This window comes from Undibacterium sp., assembly GCF_030683615.1.
GTDB lineage: Bacteria > Pseudomonadota > Gammaproteobacteria > Burkholderiales > Burkholderiaceae_D > Undibacterium > Undibacterium umbellatum.
The window spans coordinates 65,247-83,858 of sequence record NZ_JAUXQE010000043.1 but is presented as its reverse complement, the minus strand read 5'-3'; the positions used below and the strand labels follow the sequence as shown (position 1 = coordinate 83,858).

Below are 18,612 nucleotides of genomic sequence, written 5' to 3'. Positions count from 1 at the left end.
TTTTGCTATGAAGCAGCGGCAAAATTTCAATCGCAATCCCGGTATTTTACTGGGAAGATGCTCTACTACTTAAGAAAAAGATCAAGATGACAAGCGAGACAGCTGCTGCAGTCAAAAAATCTGAAGTGTCACCCAGCGCTCCTATTGGTGTATGGCGCTGGATACCTTCATTGTATTTCAGTCAGGGGATTCCTTACGTCGTGGTAATGACACTTTCCGTCATTATGTACAAAAACCTGGATATTTCCAATTCGGACATTGCCTTATATACAAGCTGGTTATACCTGCCCTTTGTGATCAAGCCCTTCTGGTCACCTTTTGTGGACATGTTCAAGACCAAGCGTTTCTGGATCATTACGCTGGAACTGGTGATCGGTGCGCTGTTTGGCCTGGTGGCCCTGACCATACCCATGCCTGGTTTTTTCCAGGCGACGCTGCTGGTTTTCTGGCTATTGGCATTCAGTGCCGCTACCCATGACATCAGTTCTGACGGTTTTTACATGCTGGGACTGGAACAGCATCAGCAGGCCGCTTTTGTTGGTGTGCGCAGTATGTTTTTTCGCATGGCAATGCTGTACGGGCAGGGGGCTCTGGTCTATCTGGCAGGTTCGCTGCGTGATTTGACGGGGGATGTCAAGTTTGCCTGGATCGTGGTTTTTGGCGTGCTGGCTATGAAGTTTATCAGTCTGGCTGTTTATCATAAATGGGCCCTGCCACGGCCCGCCAGCGATACGGCGCATGGTGACCCAAATCAGGTAGTGGCGACTTTCTTCACGATTTTTGGCAAGTTCATCAAAAAGAAAAACATTCTGCTGACCATTGCCTTCCTCTTGCTGTATCGCTTTGGCGAAGCGCAACTGGTCAAAATGGCTCCTCCATTCTTGCTTGATAGTGTGGATAAAGGCGGCCTGGGCCTGTCCACGCAGGCAGTCGGTATTGTATATGGCACTATGGGCATGATTGCCCTGACCATAGGTGGTCTGGCTGGTGGCGCACTTATCTCGCGTTTTGGTTTGAAACGCATGCTTTGGCCCATGGCGCTGGCTATCAATGTGCCGCATCTGGTGTATGTCTATCTGGCTTTTGTGCAGCCACAAAATATTTATCTGATCGGTGCCGCCGTCGCCATAGAGCAAATGGGGTATGGCTTTGGCTTTACCGCCTATGTGCTGTACATGATCATGATCGCCGATGGCGAGCACAAGACTGCGCATTATGCAATTTGCACCGGCTTCATGGCGCTAAGCATGATGTTGCCCGGCATGATCAGTGGCCGTTTGCAAGAGTACCTGGGTTACGCTCATTTCTTTGTGTGGATATGCATCGCCGCCGTGCCTACTTTCGTCGTCACCGCCTTGATTAAAGTAGACCCGGCCTTTGGTAAAAAAGCTGAATAAAGCATGAATAAAAATATCTATCCCTATCAATTTCAAAGTTGCAGCTATAGTTCGCCACAGCCTGGTACCAGTGTCATTGTTACGGGTGCTGTGCATGGCAATGAAACTTGCGGAACCGTGGCCATACGCCGCGTCATTGCTGAACTGGAGGCGGGCAGTTTGCAATTGCTGGCCGGACGGCTGACACTGGTACCGGTATGTAATCCGCTGGCCTACCAGCTTGGACAAAGGGAGGGCGAACGTAACCTGAATCGCCGCCTGATACCAACGAAAGATGTGCAAGAGTTTGAAGACCATGTGGCAAACTGGCTTTGCCCCTTGCTGGCGCAGCATGATGTCTTGCTAGACCTGCATTCTTTCCGCGGTGAGGGGGAACCCTTTGTCTTGATCGGGCCCGAGAATAACCGTGGCCCCATAGAATCATTTAGTCATGAAGTACATGAGCTGGCAATGGCTATGCGCCTGGGCGTGCACCGGCTGGTTGATGGCTGGCTCAGTACTTATGCGCGTGGCGTACAGCGCCGCCAGCAGCGCTTGGCCCATGATGCTGATGCCAAGACGATTGCCAATGCCAATACCCAGTTTGGCGTCGGCACGACAGAATACATGCGCTCAGTTGGTGGCTATGCCATGACACTGGAATGCGGCCAGCACCAAGACCCGCAAGCGCCGCAAGTAGCTTATGCCGCCATCATCAACAGCCTGCGTCACCTGGGTTTGATTGCTGGAGCAGCACCAGAGCCAGTTACGGAAATGGAAGCCTTGCGTATTTATGACGTCATCGATAAATTGCATGATGACGATAGTTTTGTGCGCGAGTGGCGCAGCTTTGATGAATTGACACAGGGTGAACTGATTGGCATACGTGCTGACGGCATTGAAGTCAGGGCCGACCAGGCTGGTCGCATCATTTTCCCAGATTTGGGTGCCAAAGCTGGCGAGGAATGGTTTTACCTGACCAAGGCTAATCCGCGTCTGGCTGAAATGGCTGGAGTGAAAGCATGAGTTTGCGAGTGTTGTTTGCAGTATCGCTGGGTTTGTGTAGTTTGATACAGCTTTTGCCTGCGAAGGCGGCAGCCAGTACAGAAAAAGTCTTGCGGGTATTGGTGAGTACACCCGAAAGTAGTCTGGACCCGGCTGTGGCATCGGACGTGCCATCGGTCAGTATCAATGAAAATATTTTCGAGCCCATGCTGCGCTACGACTATCTGGCGCGTCCGGTCAAACTCAAACCGAACACTCTGAAAGTCATGCCAGAAATTTTGGATCAGGGCAAGACCTATGTCTTGCGCCTGCAACCGGGCATCATGTTCACACCTGACCCGGCATTCAAAGGCAAGCCCAGGGAATTGACGGCAGAAGATTATATCTACAGCATCAAGCGTATTTATGATCCGACAGTCAAATCACCCTGGCTATTCATGTTTGAAGGCAAGTTGCTTGGCGATGAAAAACTCCGGCCCAGTACCGCGAAAGATGGCAAAAAGCAGGAGTTTGATCTGCAAACCAATATTCCTGGTTTGCAAGCCGTTGATAAATACACGCTGCGCATACGTTTGAATGCACCAGATAGCAATTTCCTGTTCATTCTGGCGACCACTGCAACGGGGGCGATGGCAAAAGAGGTGGTCGATGCCTATGGGAATCAGGTAGGTAATCATCCCATAGGCACTGGTCCCTTTATTTTGGGGACTTGGCAACGCAGTTTTCGTATAGAGCTGCTCGCTAACCCACAGTACCGCAAGACGCTGTTCAATGACCAGGGCACGGATGACGCTACAAAGAAAATCGCCGCCAGCCTGGCCGGGCAAACTTTACCGCGTGTCAGTAAGGTCGAGATCAAAATCATGGAAGAACAGCAGTCACGTGTGCTGGGCTTCCTTAATAATGAATTCGATTATCTGGAACAGGTGCCGCCGCCACTGTCGAATATGGTTCTCGATGATGGTAAATTAAAACCTGCCTTGCAGCAGCGGGGCATACGTCTGTCCCTGTTTACCCCCCTGCAAACCTATTACATGTGGATGAATATGGAGGACCCGGTGATAGGTGGTTATACCCCTGAGAAAATCGCGCTGCGTCGTGCCATTGCTCTCAGCTATGACAGCAAGGAAGACATCGCCCTGATGGAAAAAGGTCTGGCGATACAGGCGCAATCACCTTTGCCACCGAATGTACTGGGCTACGATCCCAACTACAAAACACCAGTGCAATATGACTTGAAACTGGCAAATGCCCTGCTGGATAAATTTGGCTACAAGCGTGGGGCGGATCACTATCGTAACTTGCCGGATGGTCAGCCGCTGCATTTGCAAATGCATAGCCTGGCCAGTACCACAGGTCGTTTGCGTGATGAAGTCTGGCGCAAGAATCTTGATGCCCTGGGCATACATGTCAGCTTCAAGACCGACAAGCACTCTGAAGTCTTGCGTGCAGCCCGTCTGGGCAAGGTACAGATGACAGAAGCCAACTGGATAGCCGACTTCCCTGATGCCGAGAATTTTTACCAGCTCTTGTATGGACCAAACGCTGGTCGTGCCAATTACTCCCGCTTTAACCTGCCTGCCTTTAATACATTGTATGAACAGGCGATGCGCCTCGGTGACAGCCCAGAAAGAACGGCGATATACCGGCAAATGGCCCAACTCATGCACGGTTACACACCTTGGGTGCCGCGTATACACCCTGTGACGGCAGATTTATTACAGCCTTGGCTGCAAAATTATTACCGCCACCCTGTAGACTTTACCAGTTGGCGTTATCTGGATGTTGATGTAGCGGCGCGCAATAAAGTACTAAAATAAACTTTATCCTATAGCGTGAAACTGTGACGGTTTTGAGCATTCCTTGCGGTTATATGTGATCGGCAAGTATTCATTGGCAGGCACTGGTGACTGCCCCTATGCTGCCTGTATGAAAAACTCTGTTGCGTGGAGACTTTGTGCGTTGTGAATTGATTGCAGATCATCCTGATTTTTGCCGGCTGGATACCGTCAGCGGCATTGTTATCGATTTACGTTATGTCGGTGCTGACAATTTTGTCGGCCGTGAATTATATGGTGAGCTGGACTGTAGCTGGTTGCACAGAGAAGCTGTTGACGCGCTGCAAGCTGCCGTCAACTGGTTGCATGAGCATCACCCCGGTTTACGCATTCTGGTACTGGATGCGCTGCGCCCGCACAGGGTTCAGGAAATGCTGTGGCAGCATCTGGATGGCACACCCTTGCGCATGTATGTCGCTGATCCAGCACGCGGTTCCATCCACTCCTTTGGCATGGCGGTGGATGTCACATTGATTGACGCTGATGGTAAAGAACTGGATATGGGCAGTGGCTTTGATGCCCTGGAAGAAAAATCCCATCCTGCGCTGGAACAAAGAATGCTGTCCGAAGGCCAATTGACCCAGCACCAGCTTGATCAGCGTGGAATTTTGCGGGCAGCAATGGCACATGGCGGTTTTCGTGGCATCAATAGCGAATGGTGGCATTTCAATTGTGGCGACCCGGTCGTCGTGCGGGAAACCTATTTGCGCATTGACTAGGGATGAAGTACTTTCCTGCCAGTTACCTGCTTATGCTTATGTCCTTAATGGCAAACCCGACTATGGCGCAAGGCAAGGCAGCAAATGAACGGCAGGTGACTCAGCAACTGGCTGCTATTGCTGCACGACCCGATAAAACACTCGCCAGCCTGTCTGTGCTGGCAATCAAGTCTGGCAAAGTCGTTTACCAACAACAGTTTGGTCAGCGCTATTTCGACCAGAAAAACCCGGCCAATAACCTGCCTGCTGATACGCATACCCTCTATCGGGTTGCCTCAGTTTCCAAGATGGTGGCTGCCATTGCTGTCATGTGTCTGGTAGAGCAAGGTAAGCTTGATCTGGATGCCGATATCAGCAGCTACCTGGGCTTCAAGCTGAGGAACCCGCATTATCCAGATGCAGTCATCACTACCCGCATGCTGCTCAGTCATACTTCATCCCTGCGGGATGATGGTGGTTATAATTTCCCGGCAGATGTCAGCATGCAGAGTTTTTTGCGGCCCGGCGGGAAAAATTATTCGCAAGGTTTGCAATGGGCTGATCCGGCAAAGGCCAAACCAGGAGGAAACTTTGCTCCTGGTGCTTTTTTCCATTATGTGAATCTCAATTGGGGAGTGCTTGGCACTGTCATGGAAGCCGTCAGCGGCCAGCGTTTTGATTTACTGATGCACGAACTGGTGTTGCAACCCTTGCAGATAGAAGGAGCATATCACCCGGAACTCTTGTCGACAGATGCCTTGTCGCGGCTATCTGTTTTGTACCGCAAACAGGCCAATGAAGTCTGGAATTCGCAAGGCCCATGGGTGGCACAAACAGATGATTTTCGCAGAAAGCCTTTGATCAGGCGGGAACTGCAAAACTATCGGCCTGGTACGAACGCAACTTTGTTCAGCCCGCAAGGTGGCTTGCGCATCAGCATGCAAGGCTTGAGCCGCATCATGCTGATGCTGATGAACGAAGGTGAGCTTGATGGCGTTCGCCTGCTAAAGCCAGCCAGTGTCAGGGCTTTGACTGCAGAGCAATGGCGCTACGACGCGAGTACTCACAATGGCGACGATTACCGAGGCCTATTTTTATCCTGGGGACTGGGTTTCCAGCGTTTCACGGACACGAGTGCCGCGCATTATGGCGACAGGTTGGTACAGGCTCAGCCTGCCTTCAAGCCTGTCGGTCATCTGGGTTTTGCCTATGGTCTGCAATCGGCCTTCCTGTTTGACCCGACCACGCGCAATGGCATTATCTATGTCATAGGCGGTGTGGCCGCTGACCCCGATAAAAATCCAGGCGCTTATTCCAGCATGAGTATCTGGGAAGAGCAGATACTCACTGCGATTTACAAATTGTTTTAGCTGGTACGGGCAATAAACTCTGCACCTGCCTCCTTGATGCATTCTACAAAAGCGCGCGCAGAGCGTGACAGGGGCGTTGATTTCACCGTCAGTAAATACAAATCAACAGGCACATTCGGCGATAAGGGGCGGCATTGCACTTTGTCATGGTCGGAGGTGGCGGCAGTGAAGGGGTCGATGACTGCCGCGCCTGCGCCCAGTTCCACAAGCGTCCTCGCCAGCAAGTAGGTTTGCACCACAGTGTAAGAGGTAAAACTCAAGCCCTGTTCTTCGCAGGCATCCATGACGCGGCTGACGAGATGGTCATCCAGGTCCAGCGCGATCAAATTCTTGGGAAGGTCGGCAACCGGCAGGGCAGTATTGTCCAGCGCTTTAGACCAGCTGCCTAGTGGGGCGATGGCAGTCATGCTACCGCGTATCAGGGGCTCGGAGGCTATATTCGGGTGGCAGGGATCATACAGGGACAGGGCAAAATCCACGTCACCCAATAGCAGGGCATTGACAATCTCGCTAGTGTGGTGCGTCGCCAGCGTGCAATGTACATGAGGGAATTTCTTGCGCCAGGCGGCCAGCGCGGTAGGAACTACCGTAATCGATAAGGTCGGCGTCGATGCCAGTCGGACTGCTTCATCTGGATGGTTCTTCAAGTTGCTGGCCAGCCTGCGGACTGATTGCAAGTCACGGTTGAGCTTGTCAACTTCGGCAAATAATTTGTGCGCTTCTGGCGTGGGATGCAGCTTGCCCTTGATGCGTTCAAACAGTTTCAGGCCCAGCTGTATTTCACAATGCTGCAAGACCTTGGTGGCAGCTGGTTGAGAAATATTCAGCAATTGCGCTGCCCCACTGATCGTGCCCGCCTGCATGATGGCATGAAAAACTTCTATATGACGCAAACGCATGGTGTAAATACCTTCAGCAAATAACGAGCTTGATTGTAACGCCTGTAAGGCTTCGTCGCTTTGAAAGCTAGGAGTTGGTCTTCAAGGCCAGCCTCAAGTCATCTCCACAAGCTAGCAGTTTCTCGCTTGCCGTACTGACACTGACGTTATTCAGGATGGCGAGTATCGCGATCTTGACATGGAAATTGCATTCTTCCAGTATGCGGCGGCAGTGCACTTCATCGCGACCAGTTGCATGCATGGTCAGGCTGACGGTGCGCCTGAGCAATTTGACGTTGGTTGGTTTGACATCCACCATGAGGTTGCCATAAACCTTATGCAAGCGCACCATGAGGGCGCTGGAAAAACTGTTCAGTGCAACTTTTTGTGAAGTACCTGCCTTCAGGCGGGTGCTTCCTGAGATGACTTCACTACCGGTATCAAGAGTGATGCCAATCTCAGCCTGCAAAGTCACAGGCGCGCAGGGGTTGTTGGCAAAGCCTATGGTCAAGGCTCCCGCTGCGCGTGCCGCCTGCAAGGCCCCAAGTACATAGGGTGTTGCACCGGATGCTGCAATCAGCAACACCACGTCATTGGATGTCAGGGCAAGTTGCATGATTTCTTTGGCACCTTGTTCCGCATCATCTTCAGCACCTTCGACGGCAACAAACATGGCTTGTTTGCCACCTGCCAGCAAGGACAGGGCGCGTTCATTTGGCCATGAAAATGTTGGTAGCAATTCCACTCCATCCAGCACACCCAGGCGGCCAGAAGTACCCGCGCCCACATACACCAGACGACCCCCGGCCAATATGCGGGGTGTTGCCGCATCCACAGCAGCGGCGATTTGTGCGGCAGCCAGGCTGACTGCGCGTATGGCATTCAACTGGTCATCAATGAGTACACCGACCAGTTGCGTGGTTGGGTATAAATCGAGCTCGGTGTGGCTGATGCTTGGTGCTTCGGTATTCAACATGGCGCTATCCTTTTATTGCATAACTTAAGCTCTGTGCAGGCAGAGCACAAATGAAAGCTGATACCCGGCCCATAACTTCAGGTAATGCATGCGACTGCAGGAATTATTTGCAGATACCTGTTGATCAGCTTATGCTGGCTTATCGTTAAAGCACAGATAAACAATGCAAATTCTTCGCCCTCATTTGAAAATGAAGCTGCTTCTGATACTGGCCGCCTGCCTGCTGGTGTCCGCTTGCCAGTGGGGTTGGCTGCAAGGGAGCGACAGCCGTCATCGACTGCTCATCTCTGTGCCAGACCAAAAAATGCTGCTATTGGAAGATGGCAAACCTGTTGCGACCTATGCGATTTCCACGGCCAAACGTGGCATAGGGGATATGCCAGACAGTTATATGACACCCGGCGGCCGCATGCAGATTGCCGAGAAAATCGGTGCGGGTGCACCACTGGGGGCGGTCTTCAAAGACAGGCTGGCAACCGGTGAAATCGTGGCGGCGGATGCGCCGGGGCGTGACCCGGTGGTGACACGCATACTCTGGCTTCGCGGGACAGAACTTCGCAATCGCAATGCCTATCCGCGTTTTATCTATATCCATGGTACGCCGCAAGAAAGCTTGCTGGGCACGCCTGCCAGCTATGGTTGCATACGCATGCGTTCCGTTGATATTGCCGAGTTGTTTGGACGGGTAGGGGTTGGCGCTGTAGTCGATGTGGTCGACCAGGCAGTGGAGACGCTGAAGCCTGCCACCTGATATCTTTTAGGATTTACAATTTAATGACAATTTGAGTACATTTTTGAGCTGATTCGGCAGTTTGTCTGGCGTATGATCGCCATGCCTCCTATTTTGAAAGCTCAAAAATGCGTCCTACGATACTATGCTCATGTTTGCTGCTCGCCCTGGTTTCTGCCTGCGGTGGGGCGGGCAATACAGCCACTACCACGACATCAGATACTGGCAAAGCCCAGGCTATCGGCACTGCCAAATCTTCGCTGGCGCGCAATCCATCACCTCAGGCCAGTGATGCCGACCTGGCGGCGGTAGTGGCAGGGAATACCGAATTTGCCTTGAAAGTCTTGCCATTGCTGGATGCACAAGGCGACAATAATCTGGTGTACTCACCATTCAGCCTGACGCTGGCGCTGGAGATGACAGCCGCTGGTGCCAAGGGAGATACGCTGAGTGGCATGGAAAAAGCCCTGTCTTTCCAGTTGCCGCAAAGCCGTTTGCAGGCGGCGCTGAATCGTCTGGATCTGGTATTGGCGGGTAAGACTTCGACTACGGCCAAGCCAAATGCCCAGTTACCCAATTTGAATATCTCCAATGCGCTGTGGGCACAACAGGGTTACAACTTGCAGGGTACTTATCTGGATGCGCTAAGTGTCAATTTTGGCGCGGCGGTGAATTTACTGGATTTTGTCAAGGCAACGGAGCCTTCACGTCTGAGCATCAATAACTGGGTCGAAGAGCAGACCCAAAAAAAGATCAAGGATCTGCTGCCTCCAGACTCGGTTTCTTCATCGACCCGGGTGGTGTTGACGAATGCCATCTGGTTCAAGTCAGATTGGGCGCAACAATTTACCAAGGAAAGCACGCGAAACCAGGATTTCACCAACCGCAAGGGTAGTGTGAGCAGCCTTCCATTCATGAATCAGACAGCGACTTTCCCCTATCTGCAAGGCAAGGGCTATCAGGCGGTGGAGTTGCCATATATGGATAACAAACTGGCGATGCTGGTGGTGATGCCAGATGCTGGCAAATTTGACAGTTTTGTGCAAGGTTTGAATAGCGCGGCCGTCAGTGATATTGCTGCAGGCTTGAAAGATCAATACCTGGCATTGAGCATGCCCAAGTTTAACTTCAGTGCCAACCCTGCGATGAATTCCAGCCTCAGCAGTCTGGGTATGAGTGCCGCTTTTGATGCTGGCAAGGCAGATTTCTCTGGCATGACCGGCAACCGTGATCTGTCGATTTCTGGTGTCGTGCACAAGGCATATATCAATGTCGATGAAAAAGGGACAGAGGCAGCAGCAGCGACAGGCGTGGTGGTTGGCGTCACCAGTATCAATGTCAATCAACCGCTGAAACTGGCGCTGGATCGCCCCTTTTTGTTCATGATCAGGGACAGGCAGACTGGCTTGATTATCTTCATGGGCAAGTTGATGAATCCGGCAGCAAGTTAATAGCGTTGTTCAGTAAGCTTTAGCCTTAAAAAAATCCCCCGGTTTCTAAACCGGGGGATTTTTTACTTGCTTTACACCTTACTCATTTACTTGAATTTGTAATTCGCCAGCAAAGTGAACGAACGTCCACGCGGATCAGCTACCCTAGGTTCCCAGGAGCTGCCTGCACCGGTATTGCTGTCATAAGTGACGGCAAACGGCGGGTCAGTGTTGAAGACATTTTTGACGCCAGCAGTCAGTGTCAGGTTTTTGATGCCGCTATATGTCGCGCTGAGATTGTAAACTGTATAGGCCTTGACATTGGGGTTGTAGTTGGATGGCATGACCAGGCCGGTTTGCACGCCGGGCAAGACCTGATCTTTATAGCCAGCACGATAAATCTGGGTGAAAGTCCCTGTCCAGTCACCCTGGGTGTAGTTGACATAGGCAACATGCTTCCACTTTAAACCCAGGTCGCCGGTGTAGCTGAATTTACCGACTTCACTGTCACTATAAGGTGCATTCGCCATGGGGCGTGATTTTTTCTCCAGCAGATAAGAGCCATCCAGGCCAGCTGCCCACTTCCCATTCAAGATTTCGCCATTCGCTTTGGCACCAAGCTCCACACCACGAGTGATGCTGGAACCGGCATTGACCCAGCGCTGGTCAATGAAAACCAGATTGCCAGCGCTGTCACGCAAGAATTGCTCCCTGAATAATCCGTAATTTTGCAACATGGTGGCCAGGGATACCGAGGTGATAGAGTTTTCCTTGCGGATTTCCCAAATGTCGGCATTGGCACTGAAGTGCGTGCTTGGTGCCCATACGACACCAACGGTCCCCTGTTTTGCAGTTTCTGGCCCCAGCGTGGTTTTGCCACCAGTGAAAATGTTTGGTGTGATGGACGCGCAACCCGCTTTGCTGCTATCGACTTTCAAGGTCGGGCAACTGGCTGGATCGACCAGATCTTTGCCGAGATAGGGTGATTCGGTGATGCCATTGAATAGCTGGTTAAACGATGGTGCACGGAAGCCCGTGTTATAGGAACCACGGAACAACAGGGCATCGGTCGGCGTGTAACGGAAACTCACTTTTGGATTAAAGGTGTTGCCAAAGCCTGAGTAATGATCCTGGCGGCCAGCGACTGTGACTTCCAGTGATTTGAAGACGGGCACCAATACTTCTGCATACACAGCGCGTATATCCCTGCTGACTTTAGGCAGCGCATTGCTATCATCAAAAGGTGCATTCAGGATGACGGGGCGCGCACTGGCGGCCCTGGCGTCGCCATTGAAAGCATATTCTTCCTTGCGTACATCCATGCCTACCGCAGCCATGACAGCGCCGGCAGGCAATTTCCAGACTTCGCCAGACAGGGCCGCATCGACTTGTGTCAAGGTGGTTTTACCACCATACAGCGTTACGCCAGAGGCCGAGGTGCTGTTGATCAGATCCAGTGCTGCCTGCGTTTGCTTTTCACCTGGTTTCAGGAAAGGGTTGATGATACCCGTGCCCAGCGCATTCGCCAGTGCGACGGTATAGTTATAGCCACTACCCAGCCTGGATTCGGATTCACTATAGGCGCGAGACAGACCTACACGGTAATCCCAATTGCCGATCTGGCCATCAGCACCCAGTTGCAAGCGTCCTGCTTCAGACTTGGTAGTGATTTCGCGATTGCCGCAATCCATGCAGCGCCAGCGGTAAGCGATAGGCGCACCACGGTTTGCCTCTATGCTGGGGAATACCGCAACAATCGCATTGAACACATCGTTATATGCTGAGCCTGTACTTGGATAAAAAGAGGAGGCCGGAAAGGCTGTGCCAGGAGATACCTGATTTGGCGAAAAACGCTTGGATACTTCAACCTGAGAGCCTACTAATTCGGCAAACAATTGATGCGTGCCAATTTTAAAAGTGGCCCGTGAAACAAAGTTATCGTTCTTCACAGGCTGTTGCAATACCGCCGCACGGCCAGTATCCCATGCGCAAGCATATTTGGAAGAAGCCACATCCCACAGTTTGGCATCATAAGCAGACATGCCATCGACAGCATTGCAGCCTGCGCCGCCCGGCAGGTTCAATACATTGATGGCATTCATGACCTGGCTGGTGCCAGGAAAGACCGGGCCATTATTGCTCTTGTTGCTGAGTATAGTATTGGCCAGCGAAGTGGCAAATACCGTGGCATGCGGGGTGCCGCGCGTGTCGACTGATAAACCGCGATTGGGCTGGAAAGTATTCACGAAATCACGCTGATCACCGCGCAATGCATCGTTTTCGCTATGCGTGGCAGTGATGAGGACATTGTAATTGTCCTGTTCCAGATCACCAAAACCACCCACCACGGAAACCCGCTTGATATTGCCGCCACCCTGCTGGGTAATGTCGGTAAACGCCTGGGCTTCGACACCATTGTAATTCTTGCGCAAGATGAAGTTGATGACGCCACCAATCGCATCGGTACCATAGATGGCAGATGCGCCATCTTTCAAGACTTCTATCCTTTCCACAGCTGCCATGGGGATAGAGTTCAAGTCAACTGCCGAGCCCTTCATGCCATGGGTGGCGACGCGGCGGCCATTCAGCAGCACCAGGGTATTGTCGGCACCCTGACCGCGCAGGTTGGCTGAGGATGCGCCATTATTGCCACGCTGCGCACCAGAAGTGACATCGGCATTACTGGCCAGATTGTCAGAGCCATTACCATTGATATTCAGGTTGGCAATGAATTGCTCAGCCGTGACGATGCCAGAGGCTTCCAATTGCTTGCGGGTAATGACCTCGATGGGCAAGGCACCCTCGCTGGCGATGCGCTTGATGCTGCTGCCGGTAATTTCAACCCTTTGCGGTGCCGGAGCAGGTTTTTCCTGCGCCAGTACCCATCCGCTACTGCCGGCAGAAATGCCTATCAGGGCGATACACCTGGCTATGGTCTTTAACTTCACTGGTCTCTCCTTGTGTCGTACAACATTGATGTAGGCGGTTTTTCGTGTTCAATCGCATTCAATCCCGTCGTTGATCAGAATTGATATAAATTTTATGTGTGTTCCAGACTAGGGTTACACGCCGAAGAGTGACAAATGAAAATATCATGGCGGGCGATAACCAAAAGATATGGGGTTTGCCAGGACTGTCCTGATAGCCAGTGAGGACGTGGAATGCAGAGGAAAAGCTGTGTATGGCGTATGGAAAATACATAGGGGCGGGTTGCTCCATACGTATCTAAAAACCACACTTGTTATCCATTACTTACCTCTGCTTGTCCAGTGCCCTGACTGGTATTATCAGGGGATGCTGTAATTTGCCCGTGCGCTTTCCTGGCCAGTGCGGCTGATGGCGGATACTGTCACCTGGCGGATAGCCCCGTATTGACCGTCATCAGCCAAGTCTATGCTCATGTTCTGTGCAGGTACGACAGAAAACAGCCATTGCTGGTCGGTACGCTTCCAGATCGCCAGCAGGCGGGTATTGACCGTGCCTGCCAGTTGGACACGCACAGATTTCTTGTCTGCCGTAGCTTCCAGTACGGGGCTGGCTGGCAGGCTGATGTCCAGCCAGGGGCTGGCCGGGATCAGGGCTTGTGAGGTGTATTTTTCAGTCGCCAGGCGCTGACGTATGCCTTTGCGGTTCTGGCTCAGCGCTGCCATGCTGAAATGCAGATGACCGTTCCCGCCTCTGTCACGCATGGCATCTACCTGATTCAGGATTTCATCGGCAGGCCAGGACTTATCACTATTGTCTATGCGGCTGGTATACAGGCCGGGCCAGATATGCTTTCCTGTTGTGTTTTGCGCCAGCCAGTAATCATGCAAGACCTTGAAGGCTTGTGGCCCCTGATTGATGGGCCAGTATAGTTGCGGTGCCAGGTAATCCATCCAGCCCTTGCTCAGCCACAGTTCCACATCCGCATATAGCTTGTCATATTGACTGAAACCGGCAATGCCGGGTGGCAATCTGTCTGGCCTGCCTATTCCAAAGGGGCTGATGCCAAATTTCATCCATGGCTTTTCCAGATGCACGCGCTGGTTGATGGCTTCCACCAAGCGGTTCACATTGTCCCGGCGCCAGTCGAAGCGGGCCAGTTTGCCGCCGGACTGCAAATAGGCTATCCAGGCTGGATCATCAGGAAAATCCACTTCGCTGCCATTGCCAGCCTTGATGGGGTAGGGATAAAAATAATCATCCATGTGTATGCCATCGACATCATAGCGGCGCACCACATCGCTGATGACATTCAGGGTTTGCTGCATGGCGATGGGTTCACCCGGGTCCATCCATTGCAGGTCACCATAGGTTTTTACAACTTGTGGTGCCAGCTTGCTGACATGGTTGGCTGCCACGGTAGTCTTGGATTGCGCAGTGCGGGCACGGAAAGGGTTGAACCAGGCATGCAACTCCAGGCCACGCGCATGCGCCTGGTCTATCCAGAATTGCAGTGGATCATAATACGGTGAAGGCGGCCGACCTTGCTCTCCTGTCAGGAATTCTGACCAGGGTTCGATCGCAGAAGGGTAAATCGCATCGGCAGCCGGGCGTACCTGCAAGACGATGGCATTCAGTTTCAACTGCACTGCATTGTCGAGGATGGCAATGATTTCATTCTTTTGTTTTTCCGTACTCAAATCACGCCGCGAGGGCCAGTCTATATTGGCTACGGTGGAAACCCAGGCGGCCCGGAATTCACGCGGCAGGGGCGGCGCTTCGCGTACCTGCGGTGGATAATTGGCGGGTGCATTTTGTGGGGCGATAGTCAGATTGGTTTTGGCTGGTTTGCTGGTAGCGCTGGACTTCTCTGGCGGCGTAGTACAGGCTAGCAGCATGGCACAAGCGGCTGCGGCCAGCGCAGGCAACTTATACTGGTGCAGATTAGTTTTCCAAGTAAAAACGAGTCGTGACGATGATAGAAACGATGACATGCGTAAGCTAAAACTGTTAAAAAGCGAAAGACCTGAGATGCTACTGCATTACACTTTGACTAACCAGCGTTTCTTCCACTTTTGCCAGGTAATCAGTAACAACGAGGCGTCAGACTCTGTGTTGGGGGGGGGGCTACCTAAATGTTGGGGCAGCATGAAATTAATGGCATGAGTAAAAAAAGGGCGCTTGCGCGCCCTTGAAAATCTCTATCGTCTTGGGGGAGTCCTGAGAGTAATCCATCAAATATTGAAGGATTACTTATATGATAGGCAGTAATACCAGTTTACTGCGATTGACTTTTTATTCATCAGATATAAGTCTGGGTTATTCTCTCTGATCTAAAGATTTGTCTTCTTTCTGCAAATCAATATTTCCAAAAAAAATTGCTAGGTAGGTCTTATCTCTGAAGATAGAAAATCCAAATGAGGGACTAAGTTGCATATAATCCACGGCGCCTTCATACAAGATTTGCATTCAGCTATTTGCAACTGTATTTGCAACTGTATTTGCGCCAAAGTTTCCTAAGAGTATTTTTAAAAAGCGGATTGATGAATACCACTGATACAAACAAGCAGCGTGACCAGAAGCGCCAGGCAGCTTTGATGCTTCTGGAAAAGACAGGCATTACGCGCAGCAACTATGCTCCACCCTACTTGCGCTTGATATGGCGTATGGGTTTTGATGTGGCGCCACCACATTTTGCCCAGTTTTGGCAAAACGCCTTGTTCTCTGGCAGCTTTTACACGGTAGGCTGGGGCTTGCTGATGTATTTCTTTGTCTGGTCAAAAGTGAGCATCGCCCCAATTCTTATGCTGAATTCATCCATCATTGCCGGCTTCTTGTTTGGGCTGACGCTGGCTTGCTACTATGCCTATGGAAAACGCAAGCACGGGCTGCCGTCGTGGCAAGACTTTAAGCCGGATACCTTAAGTTAAATAGGCAACTGGCATGAAATTTTTATTGAGTTTGTTGCTGTATGGTTTGATTTTGACGACCTGCAAGACTGCTGATGCAGCATCTTCACGCTCCGCTACACCAGCGCAACAGGCTGCGATAAAGGCTGAACTGGCCAGGTTGATCACGCAGTTTGGTGATGGCATTGCTGAGACTTTTAGCGGCAATCCCTCCGTCATCAAGTACGGGCAATTATTTGAAGACAATGAAAATGATGCCGTAGTGTTGTTCAATCTGGAAGGTTTTGGTGGTAGCAATCACCATGCCGAATTTATTGCTTTCTTTGAGGAGCAGAAGCCAGTTGAAATTGCCGGGAAACACAGCCGGCGTTATCGCCTGGTAGCAGCAAGCAAACTCGGTGAACGTGGCTGGCGCACTTTTGACTTCGCCAGTGCGAGCATCAAACAGCATGCAGTTACGCTAAAAGGTGTGGAAATGGGGTCGGGAGATGCCTTGTGTTGCCCTTCAATAGAGATTATCCGTACATTTCGGATTGATGAGTTTGATCACATCCTTGAAACAAAGGGCGGAGTTAATAAACGTCGTACTGGCAAGCGATGAATGTTGTGTGCTGTTGTTAAAATGAAAATACTGGCTGTCATGTTTGAATTAACAACATAGTGCTTGTGGTCGGAATTGGATTGCAGGATACTTCTACTACGCACCTCAGTCGCAATTTTTTTTGCGCATATCTTCAGAAAAGAATTCGATACAAAAAAGGAAGTCGATAGGCATTATCGATACGATCAGCGGAGGCTGGCAAGGCTCTGCACATAGAAGAACTTGGTATAGCACGCCTCAGGAACTGGGAAATCTTAGTATGAGACCGTTGAAGAACAAGCAAGCCCAATCTCGTTTTAGCCTTAGCTTGGCCTTTGCCCTGGCAATTGGGTTCACCCAGCCATTGGCGGCTCAGGATACTGAAAGTGTCATCGGGCGCTTTGACATCAGTCGTTATGAGGTCAAGGGAAATGATTTACTGACAGCTGCAGCCCTTGAAAGCCTGTTGTCTCCCTATACAGGAAAGAGCCGCAGTTTTGCCGATGTGCAAAAAGCACTTGAATCCCTGGAAAAAGCCTATCACCAGAAAGGCTATAGTCTGGTGCAGGTCGTCTTGCCTGAGCAGGAATTGAATCAGGGGATCGTTAAATTCGTCGTCGTGCAAGCCCGTATCGCCAGTGTCAGCGTCAAGGGTAACCGCCATTTTGACAGTGACAATGTCAGGCGCAGCCTGCCACAATTGCGCGAGGGCGATACACCGAATATCAAAAAGCTGTCCGAGAGCCTGAAGACAGCCAACGAAAACCCCGCCAAGAAAACCAATTTGCAGTTTGAGACCACGACCAAAGAGGGTGAAGTCAATGCCATACTAAATGTCAATGACAACAAGCCCTGGACCGTTGGCGCCAATCTCGACAACGCTGGAGACAGCAATACCGGAAAATCTCATCTGGGTTTGTTGTTCCAGCATGCCAATATCAGTGGACGTGATGATGTCCTTAGCCTGCAATATACGACCACGTTGCAGAAGCCTAGTAAGTACGCGGTGTTTGGTGTTGGCTATCATTTGCCCTTGTATCAGTTTGGCGATAGCGTGGATTTGTATGCCAGCTATTCAAATGTCGATTCTGGTTCAATTGCAGCAGGCATCTTTGACCTGAATGTCAGTGGCCGCGGCTCTGTCATTGGTGGCCGCTACAATTACAATCTGGGACGCACAGAGGATTTTGATTCACGCCTGATCCTGGGCTGGGATTACAAGGCTTTCAAGAATAATGTCGCCCTGCAAGGCATACAACTGGGCAATGATGTCACGGTGCATCCGTTGAGCCTCAGTTATGCCGCTACCATGAGTTCCGCCTCAGGTGAAGCAAATGCCTATCTGACGGCTGTGCATAATTTGCCCGGTGGTGAAAAGGGCAAGACCGAGGACTTTCTGAAAGTGCGCAGTGGTGCTACTGCGGGATATAGCATACTGCGCTATGGCCTTGGTTATAGCCGTGTTTTACCTGCGGCATGGCAATTGAAACTCATGCTCAGCGGTCAGTACACCAGAGATAGCCTGGTTCCCGGTGAGCAATTTGGTGCAGGCGGTGCCAGTAGCGTGCGCGGCTTTACCGAAAGGGCGCTGGCAAATGATTACGGTGCACTGGTTAGCGCAGAGATCTATACCCCCAACTTATGCACAGGCTTCACCGCCAGTTTTACCCAATGTCAGTTACTGGGTTTTTATGACGCTGCCCATGTGTCACGCAACAAGGCATTGCCGGGCGAGCAAAGCTCTGGCTCGATTGCCAGTGTTGGTATCGGTATCAGGCTGGCTATTTCACGCATGATGTCCTTGCAGATGGATTATGGCAAGACACTACGTGCCCCGGATGAATTGAGCAAGGATGACAAGCGCTTGCATGTCAGACTGGGCGTCAACTATTAATGA

14 protein-coding genes are annotated in these 18,612 nt (G+C 51.3%); 10 read left to right on the top strand and 4 right to left on the bottom strand.

The genetic code is table 11. The features are described 5' to 3' along the window. Nucleotides 1-86: 86 nt before the first annotated feature. The 5 genes from Q8K39_RS23530 to Q8K39_RS23510 all read left to right on the top strand — a co-directional run bounded on the left by Q8K39_RS23530 (nucleotide 87) and on the right by Q8K39_RS23510 (nucleotide 6,287). Complete coding sequence (locus Q8K39_RS23530; protein ID WP_305263589.1) at nucleotides 87-1,397, top strand: AmpG family muropeptide MFS transporter; 1,311 nt, start codon at nucleotides 87-89, stop codon at nucleotides 1,395-1,397. Between the two features lie 3 nt (nucleotides 1,398-1,400). Then, nucleotides 1,401-2,402: a succinylglutamate desuccinylase/aspartoacylase family protein gene (locus tag Q8K39_RS23525; RefSeq protein ID WP_305263588.1), complete on the top strand. Its 1,002-nt coding sequence runs from the start codon at nucleotides 1,401-1,403 to the stop codon at nucleotides 2,400-2,402. Beyond that, nucleotides 2,399-4,201 (top strand): ABC transporter substrate-binding protein, encoded by a 1,803-nt coding sequence (locus Q8K39_RS23520; RefSeq protein WP_305263587.1) that lies wholly within the window; start codon nucleotides 2,399-2,401, stop codon nucleotides 4,199-4,201. The genes Q8K39_RS23525 and Q8K39_RS23520 overlap by 4 nt, the downstream gene beginning before the upstream one ends. Nucleotides 4,202-4,338: 137 nt before the next feature. Beyond that, nucleotides 4,339-4,938: a M15 family metallopeptidase gene (locus tag Q8K39_RS23515; RefSeq protein ID WP_305263586.1), complete on the top strand. Its 600-nt coding sequence runs from the start codon at nucleotides 4,339-4,341 to the stop codon at nucleotides 4,936-4,938. 38 nt (nucleotides 4,939-4,976) lie between these two features. After that, nucleotides 4,977-6,287, top strand: coding sequence for a serine hydrolase (locus Q8K39_RS23510; RefSeq protein ID WP_305263585.1), 1,311 nt, complete (start codon nucleotides 4,977-4,979; stop codon nucleotides 6,285-6,287). Here the strand turns inward: Q8K39_RS23510 and Q8K39_RS23505 are convergent. Both Q8K39_RS23505 and Q8K39_RS23500 read right to left on the bottom strand, forming a co-directional pair. Next, entirely contained in the window at nucleotides 6,284-7,186 is a 903-nt protein-coding gene (locus tag Q8K39_RS23505; protein ID WP_186952505.1) for a LysR family transcriptional regulator, read from the bottom strand. The two genes, Q8K39_RS23510 and Q8K39_RS23505, sit on opposite strands and share 4 nt — an antisense overlap. 67 nt (nucleotides 7,187-7,253) lie before the next feature. Then, nucleotides 7,254-8,141, bottom strand: a complete 888-nt coding sequence (locus Q8K39_RS23500) for an N-acetylmuramic acid 6-phosphate etherase (protein WP_305263584.1) — start codon at nucleotides 8,139-8,141, stop codon at nucleotides 7,254-7,256. A gap of 190 nt (nucleotides 8,142-8,331) precedes the next feature. Here Q8K39_RS23500 and Q8K39_RS23495 point away from each other — a divergent pair, with 190 nt between their 5' ends. Both Q8K39_RS23495 and Q8K39_RS23490 read left to right on the top strand, forming a co-directional pair. Then, nucleotides 8,332-8,892 carry a L,D-transpeptidase gene (locus tag Q8K39_RS23495; RefSeq protein WP_305263583.1) on the top strand — a complete coding sequence of 187 codons (561 nt, stop codon included), beginning with the start codon at nucleotides 8,332-8,334 and terminating at the stop codon, nucleotides 8,890-8,892. 107 nt (nucleotides 8,893-8,999) lie between these two features. Further along, nucleotides 9,000-10,322 carry a serpin family protein gene (locus Q8K39_RS23490; RefSeq protein ID WP_186952510.1) on the top strand — a complete coding sequence of 441 codons (1,323 nt, stop codon included), beginning with the start codon at nucleotides 9,000-9,002 and terminating at the stop codon, nucleotides 10,320-10,322. A gap of 86 nt (nucleotides 10,323-10,408) precedes the next feature. Here the strand turns inward: Q8K39_RS23490 and Q8K39_RS23485 are convergent, their stop codons facing one another. Together Q8K39_RS23485 and Q8K39_RS23480 are read right to left on the bottom strand one after the other, a co-directional pair. Continuing rightward, complete coding sequence (locus tag Q8K39_RS23485; RefSeq protein WP_305263582.1) at nucleotides 10,409-13,249, bottom strand: TonB-dependent receptor domain-containing protein; 2,841 nt, start codon at nucleotides 13,247-13,249, stop codon at nucleotides 10,409-10,411. Nucleotides 13,250-13,588: 339 nt separating this feature from the next. Beyond that, nucleotides 13,589-15,124: a glycoside hydrolase family 10 protein gene (locus tag Q8K39_RS23480; RefSeq protein WP_305263581.1), complete on the bottom strand. Its 1,536-nt coding sequence runs from the start codon at nucleotides 15,122-15,124 to the stop codon at nucleotides 13,589-13,591. A gap of 645 nt (nucleotides 15,125-15,769) precedes the next feature. Between Q8K39_RS23480 and Q8K39_RS23475 the strand changes: the two genes are divergently transcribed. From Q8K39_RS23475 to Q8K39_RS23465, 3 genes are all read left to right on the top strand, one after another. Beyond that, a complete protein-coding gene (locus tag Q8K39_RS23475) occupies nucleotides 15,770-16,156 on the top strand; it encodes a DUF6404 family protein (protein WP_305263580.1) in 387 nt (128 codons plus the stop codon). 13 nt (nucleotides 16,157-16,169) lie between these two features. Further along, nucleotides 16,170-16,736 carry a hypothetical protein gene (locus tag Q8K39_RS23470; protein ID WP_305263579.1) on the top strand — a complete coding sequence of 189 codons (567 nt, stop codon included), beginning with the start codon at nucleotides 16,170-16,172 and terminating at the stop codon, nucleotides 16,734-16,736. A gap of 259 nt (nucleotides 16,737-16,995) precedes the next feature. After that, nucleotides 16,996-18,609, top strand: a complete 1,614-nt coding sequence (locus Q8K39_RS23465) for a ShlB/FhaC/HecB family hemolysin secretion/activation protein (RefSeq protein WP_305263578.1) — start codon at nucleotides 16,996-16,998, stop codon at nucleotides 18,607-18,609. Nucleotides 18,610-18,612: the final 3 nt, after the last annotated feature.

Excerpts from the sequence above, each read along its gene's own strand:
- Q8K39_RS23530 (WP_305263589.1), top strand. The coding sequence starts at position 87 with ATGACAAGCGAGACAGCTGCTGCAGTCAAAAAATCTGAAGTGTCACCC.
- Q8K39_RS23525 (WP_305263588.1), top strand. The coding sequence starts at position 1,401 with ATGAATAAAAATATCTATCCCTATCAATTTCAAAGTTGCAGCTATAGT.
- Q8K39_RS23520 (WP_305263587.1), top strand. The coding sequence starts at position 2,399 with ATGAGTTTGCGAGTGTTGTTTGCAGTATCGCTGGGTTTGTGTAGTTTG.
- Q8K39_RS23510 (WP_305263585.1), top strand. The coding sequence starts at position 4,977 with ATGTCCTTAATGGCAAACCCGACTATGGCGCAAGGCAAGGCAGCAAAT.
- Q8K39_RS23505 (WP_186952505.1), bottom strand. The coding sequence starts at position 7,186 with ATGCGTTTGCGTCATATAGAAGTTTTTCATGCCATCATGCAGGCGGGC.
- Q8K39_RS23500 (WP_305263584.1), bottom strand. The coding sequence starts at position 8,141 with ATGTTGAATACCGAAGCACCAAGCATCAGCCACACCGAGCTCGATTTA.
- Q8K39_RS23495 (WP_305263583.1), top strand. The coding sequence starts at position 8,332 with ATGAAGCTGCTTCTGATACTGGCCGCCTGCCTGCTGGTGTCCGCTTGC.
- Q8K39_RS23490 (WP_186952510.1), top strand. The coding sequence starts at position 9,000 with ATGCGTCCTACGATACTATGCTCATGTTTGCTGCTCGCCCTGGTTTCT.
- Q8K39_RS23480 (WP_305263581.1), bottom strand. The coding sequence starts at position 15,124 with ATGCTGCTAGCCTGTACTACGCCGCCAGAGAAGTCCAGCGCTACCAGC.
- Q8K39_RS23475 (WP_305263580.1), top strand. The coding sequence starts at position 15,770 with ATGAATACCACTGATACAAACAAGCAGCGTGACCAGAAGCGCCAGGCA.
- Q8K39_RS23470 (WP_305263579.1), top strand. The coding sequence starts at position 16,170 with ATGAAATTTTTATTGAGTTTGTTGCTGTATGGTTTGATTTTGACGACC.
- Q8K39_RS23465 (WP_305263578.1), top strand. The coding sequence starts at position 16,996 with ATGAGACCGTTGAAGAACAAGCAAGCCCAATCTCGTTTTAGCCTTAGC.